22 protein-coding genes are annotated in these 24844 nt (G+C 35.2%); all 22 read left to right on the top strand.

The genetic code is table 11. From position 1 onward, the window contains the following. Positions 1 to 742: 742 nt before the first annotated feature. The 22 genes from DFR79_RS08430 (at position 743) to DFR79_RS08325 (ending at position 24844) form a co-directional block, all read left to right on the top strand. Complete coding sequence (locus DFR79_RS08430) at positions 743 to 1300, top strand: hypothetical protein (RefSeq protein ID WP_133515070.1); 558 nt, start codon at positions 743 to 745, stop codon at positions 1298 to 1300. Next, the gene (dxs, locus tag DFR79_RS08425; protein WP_133515069.1) at positions 1300 to 3231 is read left to right on the top strand and encodes a 1-deoxy-D-xylulose-5-phosphate synthase; all 1932 of its coding nucleotides are present in this window, start codon (positions 1300 to 1302) and stop codon (positions 3229 to 3231) included. Before DFR79_RS08430 ends, dxs begins: the two co-directional genes overlap by 1 nt. Continuing rightward, entirely contained in the window at positions 3210 to 4037 is an 828-nt protein-coding gene (locus tag DFR79_RS08420) for a TlyA family RNA methyltransferase (RefSeq protein WP_133515068.1), read from the top strand. The genes dxs and DFR79_RS08420 overlap by 22 nt, the downstream gene beginning before the upstream one ends. 1 nt (position 4038) lies before the next feature. Next, positions 4039 to 4893 (top strand): NAD(+)/NADH kinase, encoded by an 855-nt coding sequence (locus DFR79_RS08415; RefSeq protein ID WP_133515067.1) that lies wholly within the window; start codon positions 4039 to 4041, stop codon positions 4891 to 4893. An 18-nt stretch (positions 4894 to 4911) separates the two neighbouring features. Beyond that, positions 4912 to 6591 carry a DNA repair protein RecN gene (recN, locus tag DFR79_RS08410; protein WP_133515066.1) on the top strand — a complete coding sequence of 560 codons (1680 nt, stop codon included), beginning with the start codon at positions 4912 to 4914 and terminating at the stop codon, positions 6589 to 6591. A gap of 80 nt (positions 6592 to 6671) precedes the next feature. Continuing rightward, positions 6672 to 7460 carry a sporulation transcription factor Spo0A gene (spo0A, locus tag DFR79_RS08405; RefSeq protein WP_133515065.1) on the top strand — a complete coding sequence of 263 codons (789 nt, stop codon included), beginning with the start codon at positions 6672 to 6674 and terminating at the stop codon, positions 7458 to 7460. Positions 7461 to 7473: 13 nt separating this feature from the next. Continuing rightward, the gene (locus tag DFR79_RS08400; RefSeq protein ID WP_133515064.1) at positions 7474 to 8007 is read left to right on the top strand and encodes an NUDIX domain-containing protein; all 534 of its coding nucleotides are present in this window, start codon (positions 7474 to 7476) and stop codon (positions 8005 to 8007) included. After that, complete coding sequence (locus tag DFR79_RS08395; protein WP_133515063.1) at positions 8007 to 9191, top strand: endonuclease Q family protein; 1185 nt, start codon at positions 8007 to 8009, stop codon at positions 9189 to 9191. The genes DFR79_RS08400 and DFR79_RS08395 overlap by 1 nt, the downstream gene beginning before the upstream one ends. A 58-nt stretch (positions 9192 to 9249) precedes the next feature. Continuing rightward, complete coding sequence (locus DFR79_RS08390; RefSeq protein WP_133515062.1) at positions 9250 to 10353, top strand: aminopeptidase; 1104 nt, start codon at positions 9250 to 9252, stop codon at positions 10351 to 10353. Positions 10354 to 10535: 182 nt separating this feature from the next. Then, complete coding sequence (locus tag DFR79_RS08385) at positions 10536 to 11348, top strand: purine-nucleoside phosphorylase (protein ID WP_133515061.1); 813 nt, start codon at positions 10536 to 10538, stop codon at positions 11346 to 11348. Between the two features lie 15 nt (positions 11349 to 11363). Further along, complete coding sequence (locus DFR79_RS08380) at positions 11364 to 12668, top strand: pyrimidine-nucleoside phosphorylase (RefSeq protein ID WP_133515060.1); 1305 nt, start codon at positions 11364 to 11366, stop codon at positions 12666 to 12668. Positions 12669 to 12688: 20 nt separating this feature from the next. Then, positions 12689 to 14017, top strand: a complete 1329-nt coding sequence (locus tag DFR79_RS08375) for a nicotinate phosphoribosyltransferase (protein ID WP_133515059.1) — start codon at positions 12689 to 12691, stop codon at positions 14015 to 14017. A gap of 69 nt (positions 14018 to 14086) precedes the next feature. After that, positions 14087 to 15718 carry a CCA tRNA nucleotidyltransferase gene (locus tag DFR79_RS08370; RefSeq protein WP_133515058.1) on the top strand — a complete coding sequence of 544 codons (1632 nt, stop codon included), beginning with the start codon at positions 14087 to 14089 and terminating at the stop codon, positions 15716 to 15718. A 53-nt stretch (positions 15719 to 15771) separates the two neighbouring features. Then, the gene (locus DFR79_RS08365) at positions 15772 to 16413 is read left to right on the top strand and encodes a site-2 protease family protein (protein ID WP_133515057.1); all 642 of its coding nucleotides are present in this window, start codon (positions 15772 to 15774) and stop codon (positions 16411 to 16413) included. Between the two features lie 17 nt (positions 16414 to 16430). Beyond that, the gene (locus DFR79_RS08360; protein WP_133515056.1) at positions 16431 to 17159 is read left to right on the top strand and encodes a segregation and condensation protein A; all 729 of its coding nucleotides are present in this window, start codon (positions 16431 to 16433) and stop codon (positions 17157 to 17159) included. Between the two features lie 4 nt (positions 17160 to 17163). Continuing rightward, the gene (gene scpB / locus DFR79_RS08355; protein ID WP_133515055.1) at positions 17164 to 17844 is read left to right on the top strand and encodes an SMC-Scp complex subunit ScpB; all 681 of its coding nucleotides are present in this window, start codon (positions 17164 to 17166) and stop codon (positions 17842 to 17844) included. A gap of 52 nt (positions 17845 to 17896) precedes the next feature. Beyond that, a complete protein-coding gene (locus tag DFR79_RS08350) occupies positions 17897 to 18607 on the top strand; it encodes a pseudouridine synthase (protein WP_133515054.1) in 711 nt (236 codons plus the stop codon). Between the two features lie 154 nt (positions 18608 to 18761). After that, a complete protein-coding gene (locus tag DFR79_RS08345) occupies positions 18762 to 19022 on the top strand; it encodes a stage V sporulation protein S (protein WP_089719155.1) in 261 nt (86 codons plus the stop codon). Between the two features lie 69 nt (positions 19023 to 19091). Next, positions 19092 to 22700 (top strand): chromosome segregation protein SMC, encoded by a 3609-nt coding sequence (gene smc / locus DFR79_RS08340; protein WP_133515072.1) that lies wholly within the window; start codon positions 19092 to 19094, stop codon positions 22698 to 22700. After that, positions 22701 to 23624, top strand: coding sequence for a signal recognition particle-docking protein FtsY (gene ftsY / locus DFR79_RS08335; RefSeq protein ID WP_133515053.1), 924 nt, complete (start codon positions 22701 to 22703; stop codon positions 23622 to 23624). After that, positions 23614 to 24324, top strand: a complete 711-nt coding sequence (locus DFR79_RS08330) for a MaoC family dehydratase (RefSeq protein ID WP_133515052.1) — start codon at positions 23614 to 23616, stop codon at positions 24322 to 24324. Before ftsY ends, DFR79_RS08330 begins: the two co-directional genes overlap by 11 nt. Then, the gene (locus DFR79_RS08325; RefSeq protein WP_133515051.1) at positions 24302 to 24844 is read left to right on the top strand and encodes a biotin transporter BioY; all 543 of its coding nucleotides are present in this window, start codon (positions 24302 to 24304) and stop codon (positions 24842 to 24844) included. Before DFR79_RS08330 ends, DFR79_RS08325 begins: the two co-directional genes overlap by 23 nt.

The following is a 24844-nucleotide window of genomic DNA, read 5'->3' as shown; positions in this document are numbered from 1 at the left end:
AAGTTAGTGGATTGCAGAGAGCAATAAAGTCTCTTGCATTCTAAAATATTTAAAGGGAGTCTTAATCTATTTCCAAAAGCTACTTGACACAATCAAAAGACAGCATTAATTGAAGGGACTAAACAAATGTGTTATAATTAGTTAAAATGCAGATGGTGCAGTATTCTAGTCAGCATACTATCTTTGAAGGCGGGCCTAAAAATCCGTCAACGGGCACATCGATGAAGTTCTTTGTAATGGCTGCCGACGCCCAGTCGGGGGCCGTTGCAGAGAGATAAGGGCTTGGGGCGATCCACAACGGCATGTGGGCGTTGACCCCTTTCCCGCGGAGGCCTGGTCGAGTTATTAAAGACATAGCAAGGCCAGGTTCACCTGTTTTAACCGTAAGGTTGAACAGTGTAGCCTGCTTTGAAGTGGTACTGGAGACAGTAGCAAAACACAGGTGCCTGGATCCAGCCCTGGGTTGAACCTGCTGGAAACTTGTACTGCAAAAGAAGCTAGGAGATAGTTTAAATGCTGTTAAGGAAAACTTCTAGACTGTCCAGAAGGGATGTAATGGGGATTAAAGTGTGTTCTTAGTGGTAATCCAGCTCTGCAGAGGGAGACCCTGCAGCGGGAATTTAAAGAGAAATCACCTGAATGGCGACAGACGGGAATTGCCGGGGAAAACCTGCTGGACCAATGACACAGCATTTATCTATTATATTGCCATCTGTTATTTTATTAATTGAGGTGAATATTTTTGGCTAATTTAAAGAGCAGTATTATTATTGCTATAATGACTTTTTTTATTGCGGTAAGTGTCTCTTCTGTTTCACAGACACAGGTACAATATGTACCATTACCGATGGCAGTAATAATACTGTTAATTATTATTATAGTAGGTGTTTTAGCAGATATGGTTGGAGTTGCAGCAACTGTTGCCAGGACTGAACCTTTTAATGCAAAGGCTGCCAAGAAAATTTTTGGAGCCAAGCTCTCTCTTTATCTTGCAAAAAATGGTGATAAAGTGGCCAGTCTAATGTGTGATATTGTTGGCGATATTTGTGGGACTGTCAGTGGAGCCATCAGTGCAGTAATTGCAATTAATTTAGTTAATTATTACGGTTTTTCAAGTCTCTGGACTAATTTGATAATAATTGGTCTTGCTTCAGCTTTAACTGTTGGGGGGAAGGCGTTTTTTAAATATTATGGCATGAAAAAATCGACAGAGATTATTTTTATTGTTGGTCGCTTTTTAGAGTTTTTTCATCTTATTTATGATAAAATTTACAGCTTTCTAAAAAAGAGGTGGAATTAATGAGTGATTATTTATCAAGAATAAATGGAATAGATGATTTAAAAAGATTGAAGGGTTCTCAGCTTAAAGAACTGGCTGCTGAAATTAGAGAGTTTTTATTAGAAAATATTTCACAGACAGGTGGACATCTGGCTTCTAATCTGGGAACAGTGGAATTGACTATTGCACTCCATCATTATTTAAATAGTCCCACAGACAAAATCATCTGGGATGTTGGGCATCAGGCATACACCCATAAAATATTAACCGGACGTAAAGATTGTTTTGTTAATTTAAGGCAGAAGGGTGGGATGAGTGGTTATCCTAAGTGCAGTGAATCTCCGCATGATATTATTGGTGCTGGACACAGCAGCACTTCAATTTCAGCTGCAGTTGGACTTTCTCTTGCTCGAGAGAATCTAGATCAAATTGGTGATATCTATGCAGTTATTGGAGATGGAGCTTTAACTGGTGGTATGGCATTTGAAGCATTAAATCATGCCGGTCATATTGGTAGTGATATTAATGTGATTTTAAATGATAACGAGATGTCAATCGCTGATAATGTAGGTGCAATTTCTAATTATTTATCTAATTTACGGAATGATCCTACCCTAAAAAAAGTAAAAGAAGACATTGAGTTCTTAATCAATAAAATTCCTAAATTCGGAAAAACGGTCTCCAATACTGTTGATCGTGTAAAAGATGCTTTAAAATATAGTTTTATTCAGGGCGTATTGTTTGAAGAATTCGGTTTTAATTATCTAGGTCCTGTTGATGGTCACAATATAATTGAACTTATGAAATATTTTAAACAGGCAGAAGCAGTAGCTGGGCCTGTACTTTTACATGTAATAACCAGGAAAGGTAAAGGGTATCCACCTGCTGAAAATAATCCTGATAAATTTCATGGAGTTGGACCATTTAATATTGAAGATGGTAGTTCTAAAAAGATGAAATCCAAAGCAAGTTACAGTCAGATTTTTGGAGAAACACTAAAGAGAATGGGGGCTGTGGATAAAAGAATTGCCGGCATAACTGCTGCTATGCCTTCCGGTACAGGTATGGAGATTTTTGCTAACTCATATCCGGAGAGATATTATGATGTAGGAATTGCAGAACAGCATGCTATTACCATGAGTACCGGGCTGGCAAAAGGTGGAATGAAGCCTGTCTGTGCTATCTATTCTACTTTTTTACAGAGGGCCTATGACCAGGTTATTCATGATGCGGCAATCCAGAATATTGATCTAACTATAGCTGTGGATCGAGCAGGAATTGTGGGTAATGATGGTGAAACCCATCAGGGGTTATTTGATTATTCATTTTTGCGTCCTGTACCCAATTTAGTTATGATGGCGGTCAGAGATGCTGAGCAACTGCAGCAGATGCTTTTTACTGCTGTTAATTATCAGGGGCCGGCAGTACTGCGCTATCCCCGGGGAAGTGCCGCCGGAGAATATATTCCTCAAAAAGTCAGTGATTTAAAGGAAATAGAAATCGGAAAAGCAGAAGAATTAATTAAAATTGAATCAGAAATGGATCTTACAATATTAGCTGTGGGTTCAACTGTTGAGCCGGCACGAAAAGCCGCTGAAATTTTAAATAATAATGGACATCAAACCGCTTTAGTTGATGCCAGATTTATTAAACCTCTGGATGAAGAAATGATCATCCGGGCTCTTAAAAATTCTAAAAACATCTTAACAGTTGAAGAACAGGTTTTAGCTGGTGGATTTTCTTCCGCAGTCCTGGAGCTTGCTGCCGACAGGAATATTCCCCTTAAAAATTTCAAGAGAATCGGTATTGGTGATGAGTTTGTGACCCATGGCGGAATGGAAGAGATGAAAAAAGAATATCAGCTGGATGCCAGAGGTATTCTTAAAAAAGCCCTTTCTTTGCTTGCCCGGGCAGAGGAGGTAAATAGGTTATGGCCCGAAAAGAAAGATTAGACATTGTGGTAGCTGAACGGGGATTATTTAAAAGCCGTTCCCGGGCTAAAAGGGCTATTATGGCCGGGCTGGTTTTTGTTAATGGTCAGCGAGAAGATAAGGCTGGAACCCAGGTTGATCCAGATGCCAAAATTGAGTTTAGAGGTGACAAAAATCCATATGTGAGTCGTGGAGGTCTTAAACTGGAGAAAGCTTTAGAAGTTTTTGAGATTAATCCAGAGGCAAAAGAAGCAATAGATATCGGGGCCTCCACAGGTGGTTTTACGGATTGTTTATTACAGCATGGAGCCCAAAAGGTGTATGCAATAGATGTCGGTTATGGGCAGCTGGCCTGGAAACTGAGACAGGATGAACGAGTGGAAGTCTTTGAGAGGTGCAACTTCCGGCATTTAGAAAAAGACGAACTTCCGGTTGAAGTTCCTTTAATTGTAACTGATGTTTCTTTTATTTCACTCCGGTTAATTGCACCTGGTGTAAAAGAATTTATAGAGCAGAATGGGGATTTTGTGGCCCTAATCAAACCACAATTTGAAGCCGGTCGAGAGCGGGTTGGAAAAAATGGCGTGGTTAAGGATCCTGCTGTTCATAGAGATGTGATTGAAAGTTTAAGTGATTTTTTTCTTGAAGAAGGTTTTGAGCCACTTGCTCTTGATTATTCACCAATAACCGGTGCTTCAAGCAAAAATATTGAGTATTTAATCCATCTAAGTTTTACTGAGAGGACTGCTGGTTTTGACCGCCAGAGCTGGCAGCAGAAAATTGGTAAACTGGTTAATACTGCTCATTCAGAACTGGGAGGTTCTTAAAATGGACAAAGCTGCATTAATAGTAAATTTGGACAAAAAAGAAGCTTTTACTGTAGCAAAAAGAGCTATTGAATGGTTTGAAGCAAGGGATAAGGAATTTTTAATTGAAAAACATGCTGCTTTTCAGCTTTCTCAAAAAGATAGAGAAGCTGATTATGAGCAGATTAAAGAGGAAGCCGATTATATTATTATAATTGGTGGTGATGGAACTTTTCTGCACACCTCTCATCATTTTATCGGTAGTGATCTTCCCTTACTGGGAATTAATGTTGGTCATCTGGGTTTTTTAACTGATGTAGAGACTGATGATTTAACAAAAGCACTGGAAATGATTGATGATAATAATTACAATATCGAAAAAAGAATGATGCTGAAGACAGAACATTACCGTAATGAAGAAAAAATTAACAGCAGCTATGCTCTTAATGATTATGTAATCAATAGAGATCCTGATTCTCAAATGCTTAAAATTGAACTCTATATTAACAAGGAACTTGTCAATAACTTTCGCGGTGATGGTTTAATTATTGCCACTCCCACCGGTTCTACAGCCTATTCCCTTTCAGCAGGGGGGCCGATCATCAACCCCCGTCAAATTCAGGCAATTTTAATAACTCCAATTTGTCCTCATAATCTTCATTTGCGGCCAATGGTAATCTCAGATCAGGAAGAGATTAGAATTAAAGTTGATAGTGATGGTCGTTCTGTTAAAGGTTGTGCTGATGGCAGACAGAAAAATAAAATCATTCCCGGGGATGAAATATATATCAGTGGTGCAGACCAGGAATTATCAATCATTAAACTACCTGATAGGACTTTTTATACTATCGTTAAGGAAAAAATGAATCTTGCTTAACTGACAGGAGGAAAACTTATGCTCAGTGATTTACAGGTTAAAAACTTTGCCTTAATCAATAAGGTTAATATTAATTTTAAGCAGGGATTGAATATTTTAAGTGGGGAAACTGGTGCAGGTAAATCAATAATTATTGGCGCACTTGATTTATTACTGGGGGCCAGAGCAAATACTGATGTTATTCGAAGTGGAAAAAAGGCAGCCTATATTTCCGCTTTTTTTCAGCCTGAAGAACTAAAAATCATTAATAATATTTTAACTGAAGCAGGTATAGAAATAGAAGAAAATGGTATTTTAATTGCCCGTGAGATTAGGGAAAATGGCCGCAACCGGACTCTGATTAATGGTCAGCTGGCAACTTTAAAGATTGTAAAAAAAATAAGCCGTTATTTAATTGACATCCACGGTCAGCATGAACACCAGCTGCTTTTAGATCAGAGTTCTCATTTAATGATCCTTGATGCCTTTATTGGGAAAGAAATTAGTCCACTGAAATCAGAAATTAAGTCATTATATCAGAAATTATCTGAAGTGAGAAAAGAGCTGTCAGAGATTGAAATTGATGATTCTCAGAGGGCAAGGGAATTGGATGTTATTAATTTTCAAATTGAAGAGATTGAGAAAGCTGCATTAAAAGAAGGGGAATACGAAGAATTAAAGGAAGAATATAAAACCTTATCTCACGGAGAGGAAATTTACAGAGTTGTATCCGAACTGATGACATCTCTCAGCGGAGATGATTACAGTGAAAAAGGAATAATGGATCGTCTTTCAGTATTAAAGAATAAATTTGTTGAAATTGAAGATTATAATCAAAAATTAAAGGATTTAAATAAAAAATTTGCAGATATTTATTATGGACTGGAAGAATTCATTTTTGATTTAGGTGATTTTGAAAGTTCTTTTGCTTATGATGAGGAAAGAATATCTTTAATCAGTGATCGACTTGATCTAATTAATACCCTTTTGAGAAAATACGGAGAAGATATAGAGACAGTACTGTCTTATCTGGAAGAATTATACCAAAAGCGGGACAAATTAGAAAATGTTGAGGATAAAATTAATTCTCTAACTAAAAAGAAAGATGATTTAAAGAAAAAATTAATCAAAAAATCAAATCTATTGTCTGAAAAAAGAAAAAATCATGCCGAAAATTTAGAAGTAAATCTAAAACAGGAACTTAAGGATTTAGCTATGGAAGATGTTCGATTTAAAGTTGATTTTAAAGAAAAAGCAATATCTGCAGATGGTACTGACCAGATAGAATTTTTAATCTCACCAAATAGAGGTGAAGATTTAAAATCTCTGTCTAAAATTGCTTCTGGGGGAGAGATATCAAGAATCATGCTTTCTTTAAAAACTATTACAGCAGCTTTAGATCAGGTAGATACATTAATTTTTGATGAAGTTGACAGCGGTGTTGGAGGTAAAACAGCTGCTAAAATGGCAGCAAAATTAACACAGATTTCCAGGGATAGACAGATAATTTGTATTACTCACCTCCCACAGCTTGCAAGTGCAGCCAACCATCATTTTTTAATTCAAAAAGAAAAAGGAGAAGACAGAACTTTTACAAAGATCTACGCTTTAGATGAAGCCGAAAGAGTTAAGGAAATTGCCAGGATGATTGGTGGGACAACAATAACTGACAAAACTTTAGCTCATGCTGAAGAAATGCTGCTTCTGGCAGAGAAATAGGAGATATGATAAATCAGGGAGATATTTCATTTAATATTATAGAAGTTAAATATTTATTTTTTTCTAGAGGGGGAAAAATATTGGAGAAGACTATTGATATTTTAATTGTGGATGATAACCAGGAATTCTGTCAAATTCTGGCTGAATTTTTTGAGGTGAATGAGGAATTTAATGTTTTAGAAATTTTACATGATGGAGAACAGGTTCTTGAATTTTTAAAAAATAATGAAAATCCAGATGTTTTAATTTTAGATTTAATTATGCCTCACCTTGACGGAATTGGGGTTTTAGAAGAACTAAACTCCCAGGATTTAATTGAAGAGATGAAAATTATTGCTTTAACAGCTATGGGACATGATAAAATAATGAAGACAGTTATTGAATTAGGGGTTCATTACTATATTATGAAACCTTTTGACCTTGATAAATTGAAGCAGAGGATTAAGCAGTTAATGGAAAAAAGTCCAGGTGTTTCAGAAAATATACGTTTTCAGGATCCACAATTGGAGCTGGAAAATGGAAATTATATACCTTACATAACTCAAATTATTCAGGAACTGGGTGTTCCAGCCCATATTAAAGGTTATCGTTATATACGCCAGGCTGTGAAGATGGTAATTAAGGATATGGATTTATTAGGTGCAGTAACTAAAGAATTATATCCGCGGGTAGCAGAGGAATTTGATTCTACTTCCAGTAGAGTTGAAAGAGCAATCAGACATGCAATTGATGTTGCCTGGCAGCGGGGAAATCAAAAAGCTTTAAAAAAATATTTTAAGAACAATATAAATGAAAATGTTAAACCTACCAATTCACAATTTATTGCCAGAATTGCTGACAAAATTGTGGTTGACTTAAAAGTTTCGTAAATGGAGGCTTATAATGGAAATAAAAAAGGAAGTAAGGACAGCATCTGAAACAATATATGAAGGAAATATTTTAAAACTATATAGGGATGAAGTGGAATTTCCCAATCAACATAAATCCGCCCGGGAAGTAGTAGAACACAGCGGAGGAGTTTCTGTACTGGCTGAAAATGAGCAGGGAAAAGTATTATTAATCAAACAGTACAGATATCCTGTTGACGAAGTGATTTACGAAATTCCTGCCGGTAAATTAGAGGTAGAGGAAGAGATAGAAGAATGTGCCAGGCGTGAATTAAGAGAAGAAACTGGATATACAGCGGAAAGATTCAGTAAGTTATTCGAATTTTTCCCCACCCCTGGATATAGTACAGAAACTATTTATATATATCAGGCAGAAAACTTAAAGTATGTGGGTAGAGATTTAGAAGAAGGAGAATATATAGAAGTTGTTCCCAAGACAAAGACAGAATTAAAAGAACTTCTGCAGGCTGGTAAAATTAGAGACAGCAAAACCTTAATTGCAGTAATGTATTATCTCGGTGATTTTTAATGAAAAAAGAATATTTTGCTGATCTGCATATCCATATTGGCGGTGGTAGTGATGGCAGTCCGGTTAAAATAACTGCTTCCAGAAAATTGAATTTCCCCAATATCCTCAAAGAAGCTGCTTTTAAAAAGGGACTTGACATCATCGGAATTATTGACTGTGCCTCTCCTGTAGTTCTTAAAGATATAGATCAAATGCTGGCTGCAGGAGAAATGAAAGAATTAAAGCAGGGGGGGATACTTTATTCTGATCAGCTGCTTGTACTGCCAGGAGCAGAAATCGAAAGCAGAGAGGAAAATGGGGGCCAGGTTCATTATTTAGCTTTTTTTCCGAAAATCAAACAGATCAAAAAATTTAGCAGAACAATGGAAAATTATATTTCTAATATTACTTTAAGTTCTCAGGCTGCAAAATTGACAGGGAAAGAGCTTTTAAAAATTGTAGATTATCACGGGGGGATAATGATTCCTGCCCATATCTTTACACCTCATAAAAGTTTTTACGGCAGGGCTTTTAAAACTTACACTGAAGTTTTTACAGCAGCTGAATGGGAGAAAATACCGGCAATAGAGCTGGGACTTAGTGCTGATACAGAAATGGCTGATTTACTGCCGGAATTAAGAAAAAAAACTTTTTTGAGTAATTCTGATGCTCATTCTCTACCTAAAATCGCCAGGGAATATAATATTATGGAACTTGAGTCTCTAAATTTTAATTCAGTACTTAAAACCTTAAAAAGAGAATCAGGCAGCAGAATTAAAAAAAATTATGGTTTAAATCCGGAGTTAGGCAAGTACTATCGTTCTCATTGTGAAGACTGTGACAGTATTTTTTCCGGAAAAGAAGCTGTTTTGCAGTGTCCTGAATGTGGTTCAAAAAAGGTAGTAGTTGGGGTTAAGGACAGGATTTTAGAAATTGCGGAGGTCAAAAAACCAGAGCATCCTGTTCACCGTCCAGAATATGTTTACCAGGTACCACTTTTAGATATTCCTGGAATTGGCAAAAAAACTGCGGCTAAACTATTCGAAAATTGTGGAACTGAAATGGATGTAATTCATAATTTATCGACTGCTGAATTAAAAGAATGTATGAGCAGTAGAATCTTTAAAAAAATAATAAAAGCCCGTCAGCAGAATTTCAGCTTTCAGTCAGGTGGAGGTGGAACATACGGTAAGGTAATATTTTAATTGGAAAGAAATATTTTTAAATAAACGAAATAATTCGAAATAGAAAGAAGGTTAAGTTATGGCAGATCTTAAATTAAATAAATATGCAGAATTACTGGTTAACTATTCTCTGGAAGTTGAAAAGGGAGATCAGGTTTTAATTCAGGGAGAAGATGTCAGTAAAGATTTAATTAAAGAAGTTTACAAAGAGGTACTTAAAAACGGTGGTCATCCGCTGATAATAACAAAATTTGAGGAACAGGAAGAACTCTTTTATAAATATGCGTCAGAAGAACAGTTAAATTACAGTGCGCCATTTACTAAACATTTAATGGAAAATGTAGATGCCTCATTGAGGATTCTGGGCCATAACAATACTAAAAACTTGGCTGGAGTTGATCCAGAAAAAATAAAGAAGCATTCAATTGCCCAAAAAGAAATTAGCGAAATTGTGATGAACAGAGCTGCTGAGGGAAGTTTGAACTGGAATATCTGTCAGTTTCCCACTCATGCTGATGCACAGGAAGCAGGGATGTCTTTAGGAGATTACAGAGAATTTGTTTATCAAGCCTGTCATCTTAACAAAAAGGATCCTGTTGCTTACTGGACTGAATTCGGCAAAGAACTTGAAAGAATTGCAAAGCTTTTAAATCAGAAAAATGAGCTGCATTTTATTTCCCAGGATACAGATTTAAAATGTAAGGTTGGAGGTAGAACCTGGATTGCTGATAAAGGTAAGGAAAACTATCCAGGAGGAGAAGTTTTTACCGGTCCAATTGAAGATAGTGTTGAAGGAAGAATTAGATTTTCTTTTCCGGGGATCTACAGTGGTAAGGAAATTGAAGATATCAGACTGGAATTTAAAAATGGTAAGGTAATTAATGCTTCTGCAGCAAAAGGTGAGGAATTATTACACTCATTATTAGATACTGACGAGGGATCTCGTTATGTAGGGGAAGTAGCGGTTGGTTGTAATAAAGGAATAACAGAATTTACCCAAAATATGCTGTTTGATGAAAAAATCGGAGGCACAATTCATTTAGCTTTAGGTCGCAGTTATCCAGAAACAGGGGGAGAAAACATTTCTACAATCCACTGGGATATGCTCTGTGATATGAAAAACGGTGGAGAAATTTATGCTGATGGTGAATTGATCTATCGTGATGGTAAATTTATAATTTAGTATCGTTTTGAATAATTATTTCTAAGCAGAGCAAAAATTCAATCCAAATCAACTTTTAAAAAAGACTAAGATTCACAATAGAATTCAATCAGATAGCTTTGGAAGAAACTTTAATTAAAATTTTTATCATTGATTTTTATTGGAAGATTTATTTGAAAATAATTTATTGGAGGTTTTAAGTTATGATTAAGGATATTAAAAAAAATGCTCAGATTATTTCTGAACAGCTTGATTATAAGCCTGAGATTGGACTCGTTTTGGGTTCTGGACTCGGGGTAATGGCAGAAGAAATTGAAAATCCTGTTTTTATAGATTATGGTGAACTTAAACATTTTCCTGTTTCAACAGTAGAAGGTCATGCTGGTCGTTTTGTAATTGGTGAACTGGAAGGAAAAAAAGTTATTGCAATGCAGGGAAGGACCCACTATTATGAAGGTTATTCCATGCAGGAGCTGGTAATGCCGGTTAGAATTATGAAGCAAGTTGGAATAGAAAAATTGATTTTAACTAATGCAGCCGGGGGAGTTAATGAAGAATTTAGTGCTGGTGAATTTATGATTATTTCTGATCATATAAATTTAATGGGAGATAATCCTTTAATTGGTGAGAATTTTGCTGAATTTGGTCCTCGTTTTCCCGATATGTCTGAGGCGTATAACAAAGAGCTGATTGAGGTGGCAGAAAATGTGGCTCGAGATAATGGAATATTAACCCGGAAGGGTGTTTATGCTGCTGAGTCAGGACCAAGTTATGAAACACCTGCAGAAATTAAATATTTAAGAACAATTGGTGCTGATGCAGTTGGAATGTCAACTGTTCCAGAAGTAATTGCGGCCAATCATATGGGGCTTGGAATTGTTGGAGTTTCCTGTATAACAAATATGGCAGCTGGAGTATTAAATCAGCCCCTGGACCATCAAGAAGTTGTTGAAATAGCAGAAAAGGTAAGACCGGATTTTATTAAATTAATGAGAGGTATTATTAAAAATATATAGCTGGAGGGTTTAATAATGCGTGCATATGATATAATATATAAAAAGCGAGAAGGTCAAAATTTAAATAAGGACGAACTGGAATTTTTAATTAATGGTTATGTTGAAGGAGATATTCCGGATTATCAGATGTCAGCCTGGGCAATGGCAGTTTATTTTCAGGGGATGGATGCTGAAGAAACCGCAAATTTAACTATGCTGATGGCTGAATCAGGAGATATGATAGATTTAAGCCCAATTGAGGGCATTAAGGTTGATAAGCACAGTACAGGTGGTGTAGGAGATACTACAACTCTTGTTCTGGCTCCACTTGTTGCTTCTGCAGGAATACCGGTGGCCAAAATGTCAGGTCGGGGCCTTGGCCATACCGGAGGTACAATTGATAAATTAGAATCTATACCCAGTTTTAATACATCTTTAGCTAGAGATAAATTTTTTGATAATGTAAATCAGCATGGAATAGCAGTAGTTGGACAGACTGGTAATTTAACTCCTGCTGACAAAAAATTATATGCTTTACGAGATGTAACAGCTACAGTTGAGTCTATCCCGCTGATTGCCAGCAGTATCATGAGTAAAAAACTTGCTGGGGGAGCAGATGCAATTGTACTTGATGTTAAAGTTGGTAATGGTGCTTTTATGAAAAATTTTGATAGTGCTAAAAAATTGGCAGAAGCAATGGTTGCTATTGGTAAAGAGGTAGGTCGGGATACTAGAGCTTATATTACTGATATGAATCAGCCTCTGGGTAATGCTGTTGGTAATGCACTTGAAGTTAAGGAAGCAATTAAAACTCTTAAAGGAGAAGGTCCTGAAGATTTAACAGAACTCTGTATAGAACTGGGAGCTGGAATGCTGCAGCTTGCTGGAAAAATCACAGATATAGAAGAAGGTAAAAAGATTTTAAGGGAAAATCTCCAAAATGGAAAAGCTCTGGATAAGTTTTCAGAAATGATTTCTGCTCAGGGTGGTAATGCAAAAGTTATTGAAGATTTATCACTGCTTCCAATTGCTGAATCAACTTTTGAAGTAAAAGCAGAAAAGGATGGTTATATATCTGAAATTAAGGCTTTAGATGTTGGACTATCTGCGATGATTTTAGGGGCGGGTAGAGAAAATAAAGAGTCGGTAATTGATCTTGCTGCTGGTTTAGAAATCAAGAAAAAATTTGCTGCTCCGGTAAACAAAGGAGACACACTGGCTGTGCTTCACTACAATGAATGTGATAATATAGAAGAAGCAAAGGAAAAGCTTTTAAGAGCTTTTACAATTACTGAAGAAAAGAAAGATAAAAATCAACTAATTTATGAAATAATTAAATAAAGTAATTTTGAGGTGAGTTTATGACTATTTTTAATGGTGAGCGTCTGGAAACTGAACTGTTTCAATTAGATAGAGAAAGAATGGCAGATGGCTGGTATTCAGATGTTTATTTTCGCAATATAGCGGGTATTTTAACTAAGTTATCTGAAGAAGGTTATCAGTTTAAAGAACAGGACATTGGAAATATAGAAGTAGAAATGCAGATTTTTCCCAGACGTCAGCCATTCTGTATTTTAGGTGGGATTGATGAAGCACTATCTATTCTGAAAACAGCTGCTGGATATCAGGATGAGGAAGGTAATTTTGTTAACACCTCTTCTAACTTAGAAGTTGAAGCCTGTCATGATGGAGAAAAGGCATTTTATAAAGGTAATCCCCATAATGTTGATCCAGTGATCAAAATTAGAGGTCGCTATCGTGATTTTTCAATTCTGGAAACTCCAATCCTGGGATCACTAACAGAGGCCTCCCGGATAGCCACTAATGTTTATCAGGTAATGGTAGCTGGAAGAGGCAAAGATATTTTGTTTTTTCCTGCCAGATTTACCCATTATAAATCTCAGGCAATGCACGGTTATGCTTATTCTTTAGGAGTAAATGCTTATAATAATGAATATGGTACTAATACCCAGCGCTATATTTCAACTGATGAACAGGGAGCCTGGTGGGGTGGTAAAGGTGGAGGAACTATCAGTCATTCCTATGTAGCTTCATTTTTGGGTGAGACAGCAGAAGCAATGCTGCAGTTCTGCCGTTTAATGCCGCTGGATGTTAATAGAATTGCCCTGGTGGATTTTAAAAATGATTGTGTAACTACCAGTAAAAATGTTTTAAAAGCAATGTTTGATAAATATCTCCAATTATTAAAAGCTGGTAAAGAAAAGGAAGCAAAAAAGTATAAGTTATTTGGGGTAAGACCAGACAATTCTTCTGATTTAAGAGATAAAAGTGTTGAGCCTCTGGGTAAAAAAGAGCTTGATAATGGGGTCAATGCTCGTCTTATTTTTAATTTACGCAGGGCTCTAGATAATGCTTACAAAGACTGGGATGTACGACCTGAAGATTTAGAGCTTGCAAAAAAATTCTGTCAGGAAGTAAAAATTATTGCAACCGGAGGCTTTAATCCCGAAAAAATTGATCGTTTTGAATCATCTCAGGTTCCTGTCGATATTTATGGGGTGGGCAGCTGGCTTTTATCCAATTGTTCCTGTGAGGGGACCAAAAATGATTTTACAGGTGATGTAGTACGGGTTAAAGTTGATGGTGAATGGATTGATCTGGCTAAAGTTGGACGGTCAGCAGCTGATAATCCTAATTTAAAAGAAATTGATCTGGAGAACATCAATTAGATAATATTAATTTTGATTATAAATCGGGCTGTCTCAATTGAGGCAGTCTTTTAAAGTGGTGACTATATAATGAAAAAGAGAAAAGATTTATTAAATAAATTACTTAATTCTATGGCGGAAGAATATTTTACTTATGATAATAAAATTATAAAAATCAACAATTTAAAAGAAGCTGATTTTAAAAAAATAGCCTTAAAAGTTGATGCTGAAGATCAGAGATATTATGTAGAAAACAATTATTTGATTGATCAGGATAATGTTTATTTTAATAAAGAGAGTGTTAATCTTTTAAAATATAAAATCAGATTTCTGGGTAAAATCAAGTCAGGTCAGCATAATGTTCCCTATCATAATAATGCAGCATATAAAAGTTTGAGTATTGACCTTGATAAAGGGCTTGATTTATTAAAAAAATATCAGAAAAATAATCATGAGCAGGCTTCATTTCTGCACTATAAATCAGACTTACTCGATTATCTACCTGCAGAAAGACGAAACTTGCTTTTAAAACTTGCTGCAGAGGCCGCAGAGTTAGGATATAATCTTTATCTAGTTGGCGGTCAGGTTAGAGATTTATTGATTAACCTTCCCTTAAATAAAGATTTAGATATTCTGCTTGATGGAGATTTAAAAAAGTTTTTTGTTCATCTATCAGAAAAATATAATTATCAATATGATTATAATAATAAATTTTCCACCGGATTCCTGCACAATAAATATGGTTATTCAATTGATATAGCAAGCTGTAGAGAGGAAAAATACCATTTTCCAGGTTCTTTACCTCTTGTGGAAAAAGCTGATCTCTTTTCTGATTTGTTTCGTCGCGATTTTACAATTAACACACTGGTTATTGATTTACACCCTGACCGCAAGGGTGTTTTATATGATTTTTTTGGTGCTCTTAATGATTTAAATAATGGAATTCTCAAAGTACTTCATAATTATAGTTTTAGAGATGATCCTTTAAGAATTCTGCGGGGAATTCGTTTTCAAATATTAAAGGATTTTAAGTTGAGCGCTGAAACTGTTGAACTAAGTAGAAAATCTTTAAAAAATTATGATTATCATAAACTGGCTCTGGAAAGAGTTTTTACTGAACTATCATATTTATTTAAGGCCCAGAAAGACATTTCTCAATTCTCATCTATTTTGTTGAATCAGATTCCTGTTCTAAAATTAATAAAGGATGATTTTGATTTTGACAGCAGCAGAGATGCTAAATTTTTAAAAGGAGAGAAAATGCTTGCTCTCAGCAGAGAAAATAAGCTTGAAATAAATCATTTTCTTGTCAGACTAATGATTTTGTTTTATAATAGTAAAGAAAGCCTGATTAAATCCTGGCCGCTTTCAGTTCCAGAAAAAAAGACATTTATCCAAAAAAGCTGGGAAAACATTGATACTGCGATTTTTGAAATCAAAGATCCAGCCTTAAGATATAGAGAACTGGAGTTTTATCAGGCAGAAGAATTAATTATGTTTGCTGTTAATAACTTTAAGCAGCAGTATGCAGAAAAACTTTTTCAGCACCTGCAGCTGAGAAATGAGATTGAAATTCCAATTTCGGGTCATGATTTAATTGAAATGGGGATTAAGCAGGGGCCAGAAATTAAGAAATTTTTATTGGAAATCAGGGACCAGATACTGCGCGAACAAATCAGCAGTCGTGAGGAAGCTTTAGAATATTTAAAAGAGATTATCTAAAAATATTAGAAGATATTAAATAGATTTAATAGCTTTTAACAAGAGGTGAAATAATGAGTACAATATATGAACTTTTATTATTAATTCCAGTACTTTTACTGTCTTTATCTTTACATGAATTTATGCATGGTTATGTATCATATAAATTAGGAGATCCAACTCCAAAGTCTCAGGGGAGATTAACTTTAAATCCCCTGGCCCATCTGGATCCAATTGGAAGTCTGGTGCTGATTTTAACCCGACGTTTTGGTTGGGCCAAACCAGTACCAATTAATCCGAATTATTATAAAAATCCAAGGCAGGGGATGATGTTTGTCAGTCTTGCCGGACCGGGGGCAAACTTTTTCCTGGCTATCTTATTTGCACTGACAGCAAGAATTATTCTTTTTTTTAGTTCTGCCAGTTTATATCAGCTGCAGATGGCCGGTTATGGTAGTCTTGTTCAGACATTTTTTGTTTTCTTTCAGTTGGCAGTAATTATAAATTTAAGTTTAGGCTTTTTTAATCTTCTACCGGTGCCGCCCCTGGATGGTTCCAAGATTTTAATGGGCTTTTTACCACCTAAATTTGATAAGTATATCCGTAAACTGGAAGGACCCTATGGAATGATTTTACTATTGATCCTTGCCTATACAGGAATTTTATGGAGTATAATTGGACCACTTGTAAATACAATGTACGGGTTATTACTCTAAGAGAAAGAGGTTAAGTTATGGATTATAAGCTGATACTTGATGATTTTGAGGGTCCCCTGGAACTTTTATACCAGCTGGTTAAGAAAAACGAAATTAATATCAGTGAAGTCTCACTTGCAAAGATAACTGATCAATATCTTAAACATTTAGAGCAGATGCGGGAATTTGATATTAATCTGGCAAGTGAGTTCTTAATTATTGCAGCTGAGCTGATTGAAATTAAAATTAAAGCTCTGCTGCCCAAGGAAGATGAGCTGGAAGAAGAGGAGACTGAACATGAATTAATTACCAGACTTAGAGAATATGAATTATTCAAAAACATTGCTCAAATGTTAAAAGAATGGGAAGAAAAGGCCGGAAATCGCTATCAGGCTAAGGTGGATATAGAAGAGCTGATGCCGGAGATGCTGCAGGTTGACTTAGAAATCTCGGCTTCAGAACTTTATGAGCTGGTGGTTAAGGCTTTAACTGCTGAGAAGGAAGAAGAAACAGAGGTCTTAAAAAATCCAAAACTAGAATATCTTAAAGAAGAAAAGTTTAATATCAGTAATAAAATTAGAGATATTTTAAAAGATATCAGACAGGTTAACCACGAAGTTTCATTTTTTCATTTAATAAAAGAAGAAAATAATCAGCTCGAAATTGTGGTCAGCTTACTGGCATTATTAGAGTTGATGAAGCGTAAACGAATAAAGGTAGTCCAGGATAACAATTTTTCTGATATCAGGATTAGTATGGAAAGGTGATTTGATGAGTGAGGATAAAATAAGCTATCTCAGTAATAAGAGAAGGGAAAAAGAGCAGAAAATACTTGATAACCTTGGTTTTGAAGATTTAAAACCAAAGGAGATTGCTTTAGTTGAGGCTCTTATTTTTAGCAGCAAAAAAAAGTTGCCCCGGGCTGTAATTAAAGAAATCACTGCTTTTTCGGAAGAAAAACTGGAAAGAATAATTATCTATCTGGAACAGAAATATCAGGGGGTTGAATTCGGCATTCAGCTTAAGGAATATAATGATCGTTATTTGTTTCAAACAAAAAAAGAATTTGCAGCTGAGATAGAACAATTATTTGACATCACAAAGGTTTCTTCTCTTTCTACTGCTTCAATGGAAACCCTGGCCATTATAGCTTACAGACAGCCGGTAACCCGATCCGAAATAGAAGAAATTAGGGGAGTTAGTGTAGAAAGAACTTTAACTACCTTAAGTAAATATGATTTAATAGAAGAAGTAGGCAGAAAAGAAACTATTGGTAATCCAATTATTTATGGAACAACTGATCAATTTCTGGAATATCTAGACATTGAAGATTTAGCTGAGCTGCCGGAGATTGAAAGAGTAGAAAAATTATTTGCTGAAGAAATTGAAGAAGCTGCAGAACAGGCCGCAGAACAGAAAAAAGAAACAGCCAAGAATGAGGAATCTAATTAATAAGTCATACTAATTTTATTAAAATTTATAATTATAATATTGAGGTGAAAAAATGGAGAGACTGCAGAAAGTCATGGCTCACGCCGGGGTTGCTTCTCGCAGAAAATCAGAGGAAATCATAACAGAAGGTAGAGTTAAAGTTAATGGAGAAATTGTTGAAGAAATGGGATTTAAGGTTGATCCGGAACAGGATGAAATTGTAGTTGATGGTAAAGTAATAAGTGAAGAGAAAAAAAGATATATTTTATTAAATAAACCGGAAGGGTATATTACAACAGTCTCAGATCCGGAAGGTCGGCCAACAGTGATGGATTTAATTCCTGATTTAAAGCAGAGATTGTATCCTGCAGGTAGACTTGATTATGACAGTTCTGGTCTGCTTTTAATGACCAACGATGGAGATTTGACCTATAAATTGACTCATCCAAAGAAAGAAGTAGATAAAAAATATAGAGTTCTGGTACAGGGAAAACTGAGCCAGGAAGATTTCGAAAAATTTGAAGAGGGCATGATTATTGATGGCCAGAAAACAGCCCCCGCAAAAATATCAAATGTGAATTATAAAGATGAGCAGACTCAATTTGAGATAGTAATTCACGAAGGCAGGAACCGCCAGGTTAGAAGAATGGTAAAAATAGTTGGATTTTCTGTTATTTCCTTAAAGAGAATTGCCTTTGCTTTTTTAACACTTAAGGGTGTTAAAGAAGGAGAATTTAGGTATTTAAGTGATCAAGAAGTAGATAAATTAAAAAATATTCTTTAATTTTTGCCATAAAGAAGGAATAAGTCTCTTAATCAAGAATTAATTAACTAGCTGTTTAAATATTCTCAAGGTTATTTTATATAATCCTGAAGATTCTCCACCTATTTTATAGAAAAAATATTATTATTAATTTTGAGGGGGAGTTAAATTATTTATGGAACAATTAAAGGTTTCATCAAAATCAGATCCAAAAGCTGTTGCCGGTGCTTTAGCAGCAGTCTTAAGAGATGAAAAAGAAGTTGAATTACAGGCGGTAGGAGCCGGGGCAGTTAATCAGACAATTAAAGCAATTGCTATATCCCGGGGTTATGTTGCTCCCAATGGGATGGACTTAATTATGATTCCTGCATTTGTTGAAATTGAAATCGATGGAGAAGAAAGAACAGCTATTAAATTTTTAGTAGAGCCGAGATAAATCACGATTTTTAAAACCTATCCGTGAGGGTAGGTTTTTAAATGTAAAATCAGGCTAATTGTGAGGTTGGTGGTTAAAATTTTTTTAAAAAAAATAAGACTCAAAGGGTTTAAATCCTTTGCCAATAAAACTGATATAGAGATTGAAGAAAATATAACTGCTGTGGTTGGACCAAATGGTAGTGGTAAAAGTAATATTGTAGATGCCATCCGCTGGGTTTTAGGTGAGCAGAGTGCTAAAAACCTCCGGGGCAGCAGAATGGCAGACATCATATTTTCTGGAAGTGAAGAATTAAATGCCAAAAAGAAAGCCAGTGTGACTCTCTTTTTTGATAATTCTAATGGAGATTTGCCGGTTGAAGGTAAAGAGCTGACTCTGGGACGTCAGGTTAGTGATGATGGCCGCAGCGACTATCTGATCAACGGTGCTTCCTGCCGTTTAAAGGATATAGAAATGCTGTTAATGGACAGTGGTCTGGGAAGTGATGGTTATTCAATAGTTGGCCAGGGCAGAATTGATTCCATTATTAAATCCAAGCCAGATAAGATGCGCCTCTTTTTTGAAGAGGCTGCCGGCATTATGAAGCATAAATCGCGGAAAGAAGATGCCGAAAAAAGACTTGATAATACTAATAATGATTTAAACAGAATTCATGATCTTGTTGATGAGCTGGAAAAAAGACACGATCCTTTAGAAAAGGCAGCTGAAAAAGCAAAAAAATATAAGGGCTATAAAAATCAACTTTCGGATTTAGAAATCAGTTTATTAAATAAACAGTGGAAAGAACATTCAGAAGAATTTAATCGATTGAGCCAGAAAAGAGAGACTGTAGAGAAAAAATTAAATGAAAAAGAAAGCAGCTATAATGCTCTCTCCTATCAGCTTGATAATGCTAAAGATAAGTTAAAATCTCTCAAAAACAAAAAAGAAGAAGTCAGCAATAATTATTTTCAGAATCAAAATAAAGTTAATGAACTCAATAATAATCTTAATGTAATGGAAGAGAGAAAAAACAATTATCTGGAAAATAAAGAAAATTCAACTCAGAAAATTGCTGAGTTAAAAGAAGCTCGTAAGCTGCAGCAGGAAAAGGTTAAACAGGCTCAAGAAAATTTTGAACTGTTAAATTCTGATCAGCAGAATATTCAGGTTGAAATAGATAAGTTGAAAAAAAATATTAATCAGAATCAAGAACAGATAGAATCGCTCAGCCAGCAAATAGAAGCTAAGGAAAATGCAATAGAAGCAAATAAGAAAAAAATTCAGGATGAGAATTCTGTTTTAGAAAGATTGAAAGAAAGAGTCGAGATTTCAAATGACCGGCTGCAGGAAATATCTGCAGATCAAAATCAAATTGATGCTAAAATAAAAATTGAATCAGAAAAAACGGCTCAGATCAGGGAAGAATTAACTGCAATTAGAGAGCAGATCACTCAAAAAGAATTAGATTTAGATAGTTTGAAAGAAAAAATCAGTAAAGAAAGCCAGGCTTTAGAAGCCGGCAAAGATGAGCTTTTAAAAACAAAAGAAGATTATCAGCATTATAATTCTCGGCTGCAGCTAATGGAAGAAATGCAGGAAAGTTATGAAGGTTATTATAATGGTGTGCGCAGTCTCTTAGAGCAGCGAGAAAAATTTAGTGGGATAATTGATGTTGTTGCAGAAATAGTATCGGTAAAAGCAGAATATGAAGAAGCTATAGAAACTGCTCTGGGAGCAAAGATGCAGAATATTATTGTTGAAGATGATCAGACAGCCCGTGATGCTGTAAAATATTTAAAACAAAACAAAAAAGGTCGAGCTACCTTTTTACCTTTAAATATGGTTAATGGTTCCCGTCTGGGAGATCATTATTTAGAAAAATTGGCTGAGCAGAGAGGATTTATAGGCCTGGCTGTTGATCTTGTTGATTTTCCGGATCGTTTAGAGAATGTATTCAACTTTCTTCTGGGACAGATTGTGGTCAGTGATAATCTGAATCATGCTGTTCAGATGTCCAAAAATATTAAGCGTAATTTCCGGATAGTTACTACCGAGGGAGATGTAGTTTATCCCGGTGGAGCTATTTCGGGAGGGAGCAGTTCCAGCAACAGCAGAGATTTAATCGGCCGCAGTCGTAAAATAGAAGATCTTAAAACGAAAAAAAGCAGGCTGCAGCAGAAAGGAAAAGCACTGGTTAAAAAATTAGAAACTAATAAAAAAGAACTGGACCAGAAACGAGAAAAATTGGAAGCTTTAAAATCTGCGGTGCAATCTTTAAAAATGGAAGAAAATAATATTCTTAACCGTAAAAATAGAGTTGAAGAAACTCTGGTAGAATTAAAATCAGATAAAGATTTAAGACAGAACAATTTTTCAGAACTTGATAACAGCCTAAAAAATAACAAAGATTCAATTGAAGCTAAAGAAAATAAAATTAAGCAATTAAAAGAAAAAAATAAAAGCTTAAAGTCGGAAATTAATGATTTAAAAGCTGCTTTAAATATTAAGAAAGAAAATTTAACTGAGCTCGAACCTCAGTTAAAGGAATTGGAGCTTGATGGTGCCAGAATTTCTGAAAAAAGAAATAATGCTCAGGAAAAATTAAAGGAAGTAAAAAGAAGTTTAGAACTTAAAATTGAAGAAATTAAGAATAGAGAAGAAGAGATAAAAGAAATAAGCAGTGATTTAGAAAGAATATCTGATCGTAGAGTAAAACTGCAGCAGAAGAAAAAAGAACTGGAGTCTGTGGGAAAAGAGTTAAAGCAGAGAAAAGAAGAATTAACTACAGAGGTTAAAAACTTAGAAAAAGAAGTTGAAGTTAAAGAAAAGCAGGCAAAAGAACTGCAGCAGCAGTTAAATAAAATTAAAGATAATTTTCATCAACTGGACTTAAAATATACTAAATTAGATGACAAACTGACTAATATTAAATCTATACTGCTGGAAGATTATAATTTAGAACCTGCAGAAATTGATGAAAGTAATTTAATTGAAATTAAGGATGAGGATGAGGCTGAGGTTGAGTCAAAAATCAAGGTTCTAAAAAAGAAGATGGACAGTTTACATCCTGTTAATGAGGCAGCAGTAGAGGAATTTGCTGAGCTAAAGGAAAGACTGGATTATTTACATGAACAGCAGGATGATTTAAAGCATGCCAGAAATTCAATAGAATTAGTGATTTCTGATATTGAAGAATCAATGGAAAAAATGTTTGCCGAAACTTTTTATCAGGTTAAAGAAGAGTTTTCTAAGGTTTTTAAAGCTCTATTTCAGGGCGGAAAGGCCGAACTTAAATTGAGTGAGCCGGAGGAATTATTAACGACCGGGGTTGAAATTCATGCTCAGCCGCCGGGTAAGACTCTTAAAAGTTTATCACTGCTTTCAGGTGGAGAAAGGGCTTTAACAGCAATTGCCTTAATCTTTGCTTTTATCCAGGTTAAACCGAGCCCTTTTTATGTGCTGGATGAGATTGATGCTCCTCTGGATGATGTTAATATCGTCCGTTTTGCCAGTTTTATTAAAAAATATGCTAAAGTAGCTCAATTTATTATTATTACTCACCGCCGCTATATGATGACTGAGGTTGATTCTCTATATGGGGTAACAATGGAAAAATCAGGGGTATCACGTCTGGTCTCTTTAAAATTGGATCAGGCAGAAGAATTTAATGATCAATATATCAAGGAGGCTTTATAAGTGGGATTTTTACAGAGATTAAAAGATGGACTAAAAAAAACAAAAGAAGGTTTTGTAAATAGGGTCAGCAGTATTTTTACCGGTAGAACAAATATTGATGATGAATTATTCGAAGAATTGGAAGAAGTACTTATTCAGGCAGATGTCGGGGTAAAAACTACCTTTGCTTTAATAGAGAAATTAAAAGAAGATGTTGAAGAAGAAGAAATAACTGAACCGGAAGAACTGATGGAATATTTTCAGAAAGAGCTTAAAAGTATGCTGCAGAATGATGAAGGCGGCTTTAATTTTGATAATAATTTAAATATAATCATGGTTGTAGGTGTTAATGGGGCCGGGAAAACAACTACTATTGCCAAAATTGCCGGCCGCCATAAGGAAGAAGGCAAAAAAGTTATGCTGGCAGCTGGAGATACTTTTAGGGCTGGAGCAATTGAGCAGCTGCAGATCTGGGGGGATCGTCTGGGAGTTAATGTGATTTCCCAGCAGGAAGGATCAGATGCAGCCGCAGTAGCTTATGATGCAGTTCAATCTGCCAGAGCTAAAGATGTTGATCTTTTGATTGTTGATACAGCAGGGCGCCTGCATACTCAGACTAACTTAATGGAAGAGCTTAAAAAAGTAAAAAGGGTGATTGATAGGGAAGCAGCAGCAATTAACGCCGGAGTTGAAGTTCTCCTGGTTTTAGATGCCACCACCGGTCAAAATGCAATTTCTCAGGCAAAACTGTTTAATGAGGCAGTAGATGTGGATGGAGTTGCTTTAACCAAACTTGATGGTACTGCTAAGGGTGGTATTGTAATTGCAGTTAAGAATGAACTTCAGATTCCGATTAAATTGATTGGAGTTGGAGAAGCAGCAGAGGATCTGCAGAATTTTGATCCAGAAGAATTTATCGAGGCACTTTTCAGTAATGAAGAGTAAAATTACTATTGATAGTTTATTATTAGCTAAATGGAAGAAAAAATTTAAACTTAAATTTGACTGGGACTTCAGAATTCCAGCTGTGCTGGCTGGAATCTATTCTCTGGCCTTACTTGCTGAAGATGTTGAATCTGAATATTATCTGGCTGAACAGGAGATTATGATTAATCAAAATCCATCTTTAGGGATGGATTTTTCTCTAAATTCAGATATAATGTCTGAAAGAGAGTTAAATAGTTTTTCTTATTTAAAATTAAAATCAACTGTTGGTTTTAAAAATAATACTCTAGTGGTTTTAAATTCAAAATTGATAAAGACCAGAAATCCAAAATTAAATAATTTACAAAATCAAAATTATAAAAAAGAATTTATTACAAAAGAAAGTTTTAGCTGGAGAAATTTTAGCACAGAAGAAATAGCAAGTTTTGCAGATTTAAGTGGTGATTTGAATTCTATTCATTTAAATTCTGATCCTGTAGTTCAGGGAATGTTGATTTTGTTAACTTTTGAAGATTTTTTAGCAGCAAGAAACAGATTTGCTAAAAAAATAAAAATTAAGTATTTTAGACCGAGCAGAGCTGATAAAAGTATATATTTAAATGAGATTGAAAAAAATAGATTTTTGGGTTTAGTAGATAATAAAGTTAATTTCGAAATAAGCATAAAGGAGAATTTAAATGCTCAAAAAAATAAGTGTTAAAAATTTGACTTATTCGGCATTATTTACGGCATTGATTAGTGTTTTAAGCTATATAACTATACCTTTACCCTTTAGTCCGGTTCCAATTACAGCTCAGTCACTGGCTGTTATGGCAGCAGCGGTAATATTGTCGACTCAGGAGACAGCCCTGTCAATTGGTACATTTTTACTTTTAGGAATTGCTGGTATTCCAGTTTTTTCTGGTGGTAGAGCGGGTCTGGGTGTAATATTTGGCCCCTCAGGTGGCTATTTGATTGGCTTTTTGATTGGTGGTATTATCATTAGTATCCTGACAAAAAATAAAGATAATTTCTGGCAGGTTTTAGCAGGTGTGATCACAGGTGGGATTATTATAATTCATCTTCTGGGCTTTATCTGGTTAAGTCAGGCAACTGGAATGGGATTAAAAGAAGCTTTTCTTGCTGGCAGCCTACCATTTATACCGGGAGATTTATTTAAAGCAGTACTGGCTGCTTATCTGGGAATTAGAATTAATAAAAGTTTAGGAAACAGATATTAA

Source organism: Halanaerobium saccharolyticum, from assembly GCF_004362045.1.
Lineage (GTDB): Bacteria > Bacillota > Halanaerobiia > Halanaerobiales > Halanaerobiaceae > Halanaerobium > Halanaerobium saccharolyticum_C.
This window is presented reverse-complemented; position numbering and strand designations above follow the sequence as displayed.

Excerpts from the sequence above, each read along its gene's own strand:
- dxs (WP_133515069.1), top strand. The coding sequence starts at position 1,300 with ATGAGTGATTATTTATCAAGAATAAATGGAATAGATGATTTAAAAAGA.
- DFR79_RS08420 (WP_133515068.1), top strand. The coding sequence starts at position 3,210 with ATGGCCCGAAAAGAAAGATTAGACATTGTGGTAGCTGAACGGGGATTA.
- DFR79_RS08415 (WP_133515067.1), top strand. The coding sequence starts at position 4,039 with ATGGACAAAGCTGCATTAATAGTAAATTTGGACAAAAAAGAAGCTTTT.
- recN (WP_133515066.1), top strand. The coding sequence starts at position 4,912 with ATGCTCAGTGATTTACAGGTTAAAAACTTTGCCTTAATCAATAAGGTT.
- DFR79_RS08400 (WP_133515064.1), top strand. The coding sequence starts at position 7,474 with ATGGAAATAAAAAAGGAAGTAAGGACAGCATCTGAAACAATATATGAA.
- DFR79_RS08395 (WP_133515063.1), top strand. The coding sequence starts at position 8,007 with ATGAAAAAAGAATATTTTGCTGATCTGCATATCCATATTGGCGGTGGT.
- DFR79_RS08390 (WP_133515062.1), top strand. The coding sequence starts at position 9,250 with ATGGCAGATCTTAAATTAAATAAATATGCAGAATTACTGGTTAACTAT.
- DFR79_RS08385 (WP_133515061.1), top strand. The coding sequence starts at position 10,536 with ATGATTAAGGATATTAAAAAAAATGCTCAGATTATTTCTGAACAGCTT.
- DFR79_RS08380 (WP_133515060.1), top strand. The coding sequence starts at position 11,364 with ATGCGTGCATATGATATAATATATAAAAAGCGAGAAGGTCAAAATTTA.
- DFR79_RS08375 (WP_133515059.1), top strand. The coding sequence starts at position 12,689 with ATGACTATTTTTAATGGTGAGCGTCTGGAAACTGAACTGTTTCAATTA.
- DFR79_RS08370 (WP_133515058.1), top strand. The coding sequence starts at position 14,087 with ATGAAAAAGAGAAAAGATTTATTAAATAAATTACTTAATTCTATGGCG.
- DFR79_RS08365 (WP_133515057.1), top strand. The coding sequence starts at position 15,772 with ATGAGTACAATATATGAACTTTTATTATTAATTCCAGTACTTTTACTG.
- DFR79_RS08360 (WP_133515056.1), top strand. The coding sequence starts at position 16,431 with ATGGATTATAAGCTGATACTTGATGATTTTGAGGGTCCCCTGGAACTT.
- scpB (WP_133515055.1), top strand. The coding sequence starts at position 17,164 with ATGAGTGAGGATAAAATAAGCTATCTCAGTAATAAGAGAAGGGAAAAA.
- DFR79_RS08350 (WP_133515054.1), top strand. The coding sequence starts at position 17,897 with ATGGAGAGACTGCAGAAAGTCATGGCTCACGCCGGGGTTGCTTCTCGC.
- DFR79_RS08345 (WP_089719155.1), top strand. The coding sequence starts at position 18,762 with ATGGAACAATTAAAGGTTTCATCAAAATCAGATCCAAAAGCTGTTGCC.
- DFR79_RS08330 (WP_133515052.1), top strand. The coding sequence starts at position 23,614 with ATGAAGAGTAAAATTACTATTGATAGTTTATTATTAGCTAAATGGAAG.
- DFR79_RS08325 (WP_133515051.1), top strand. The coding sequence starts at position 24,302 with ATGCTCAAAAAAATAAGTGTTAAAAATTTGACTTATTCGGCATTATTT.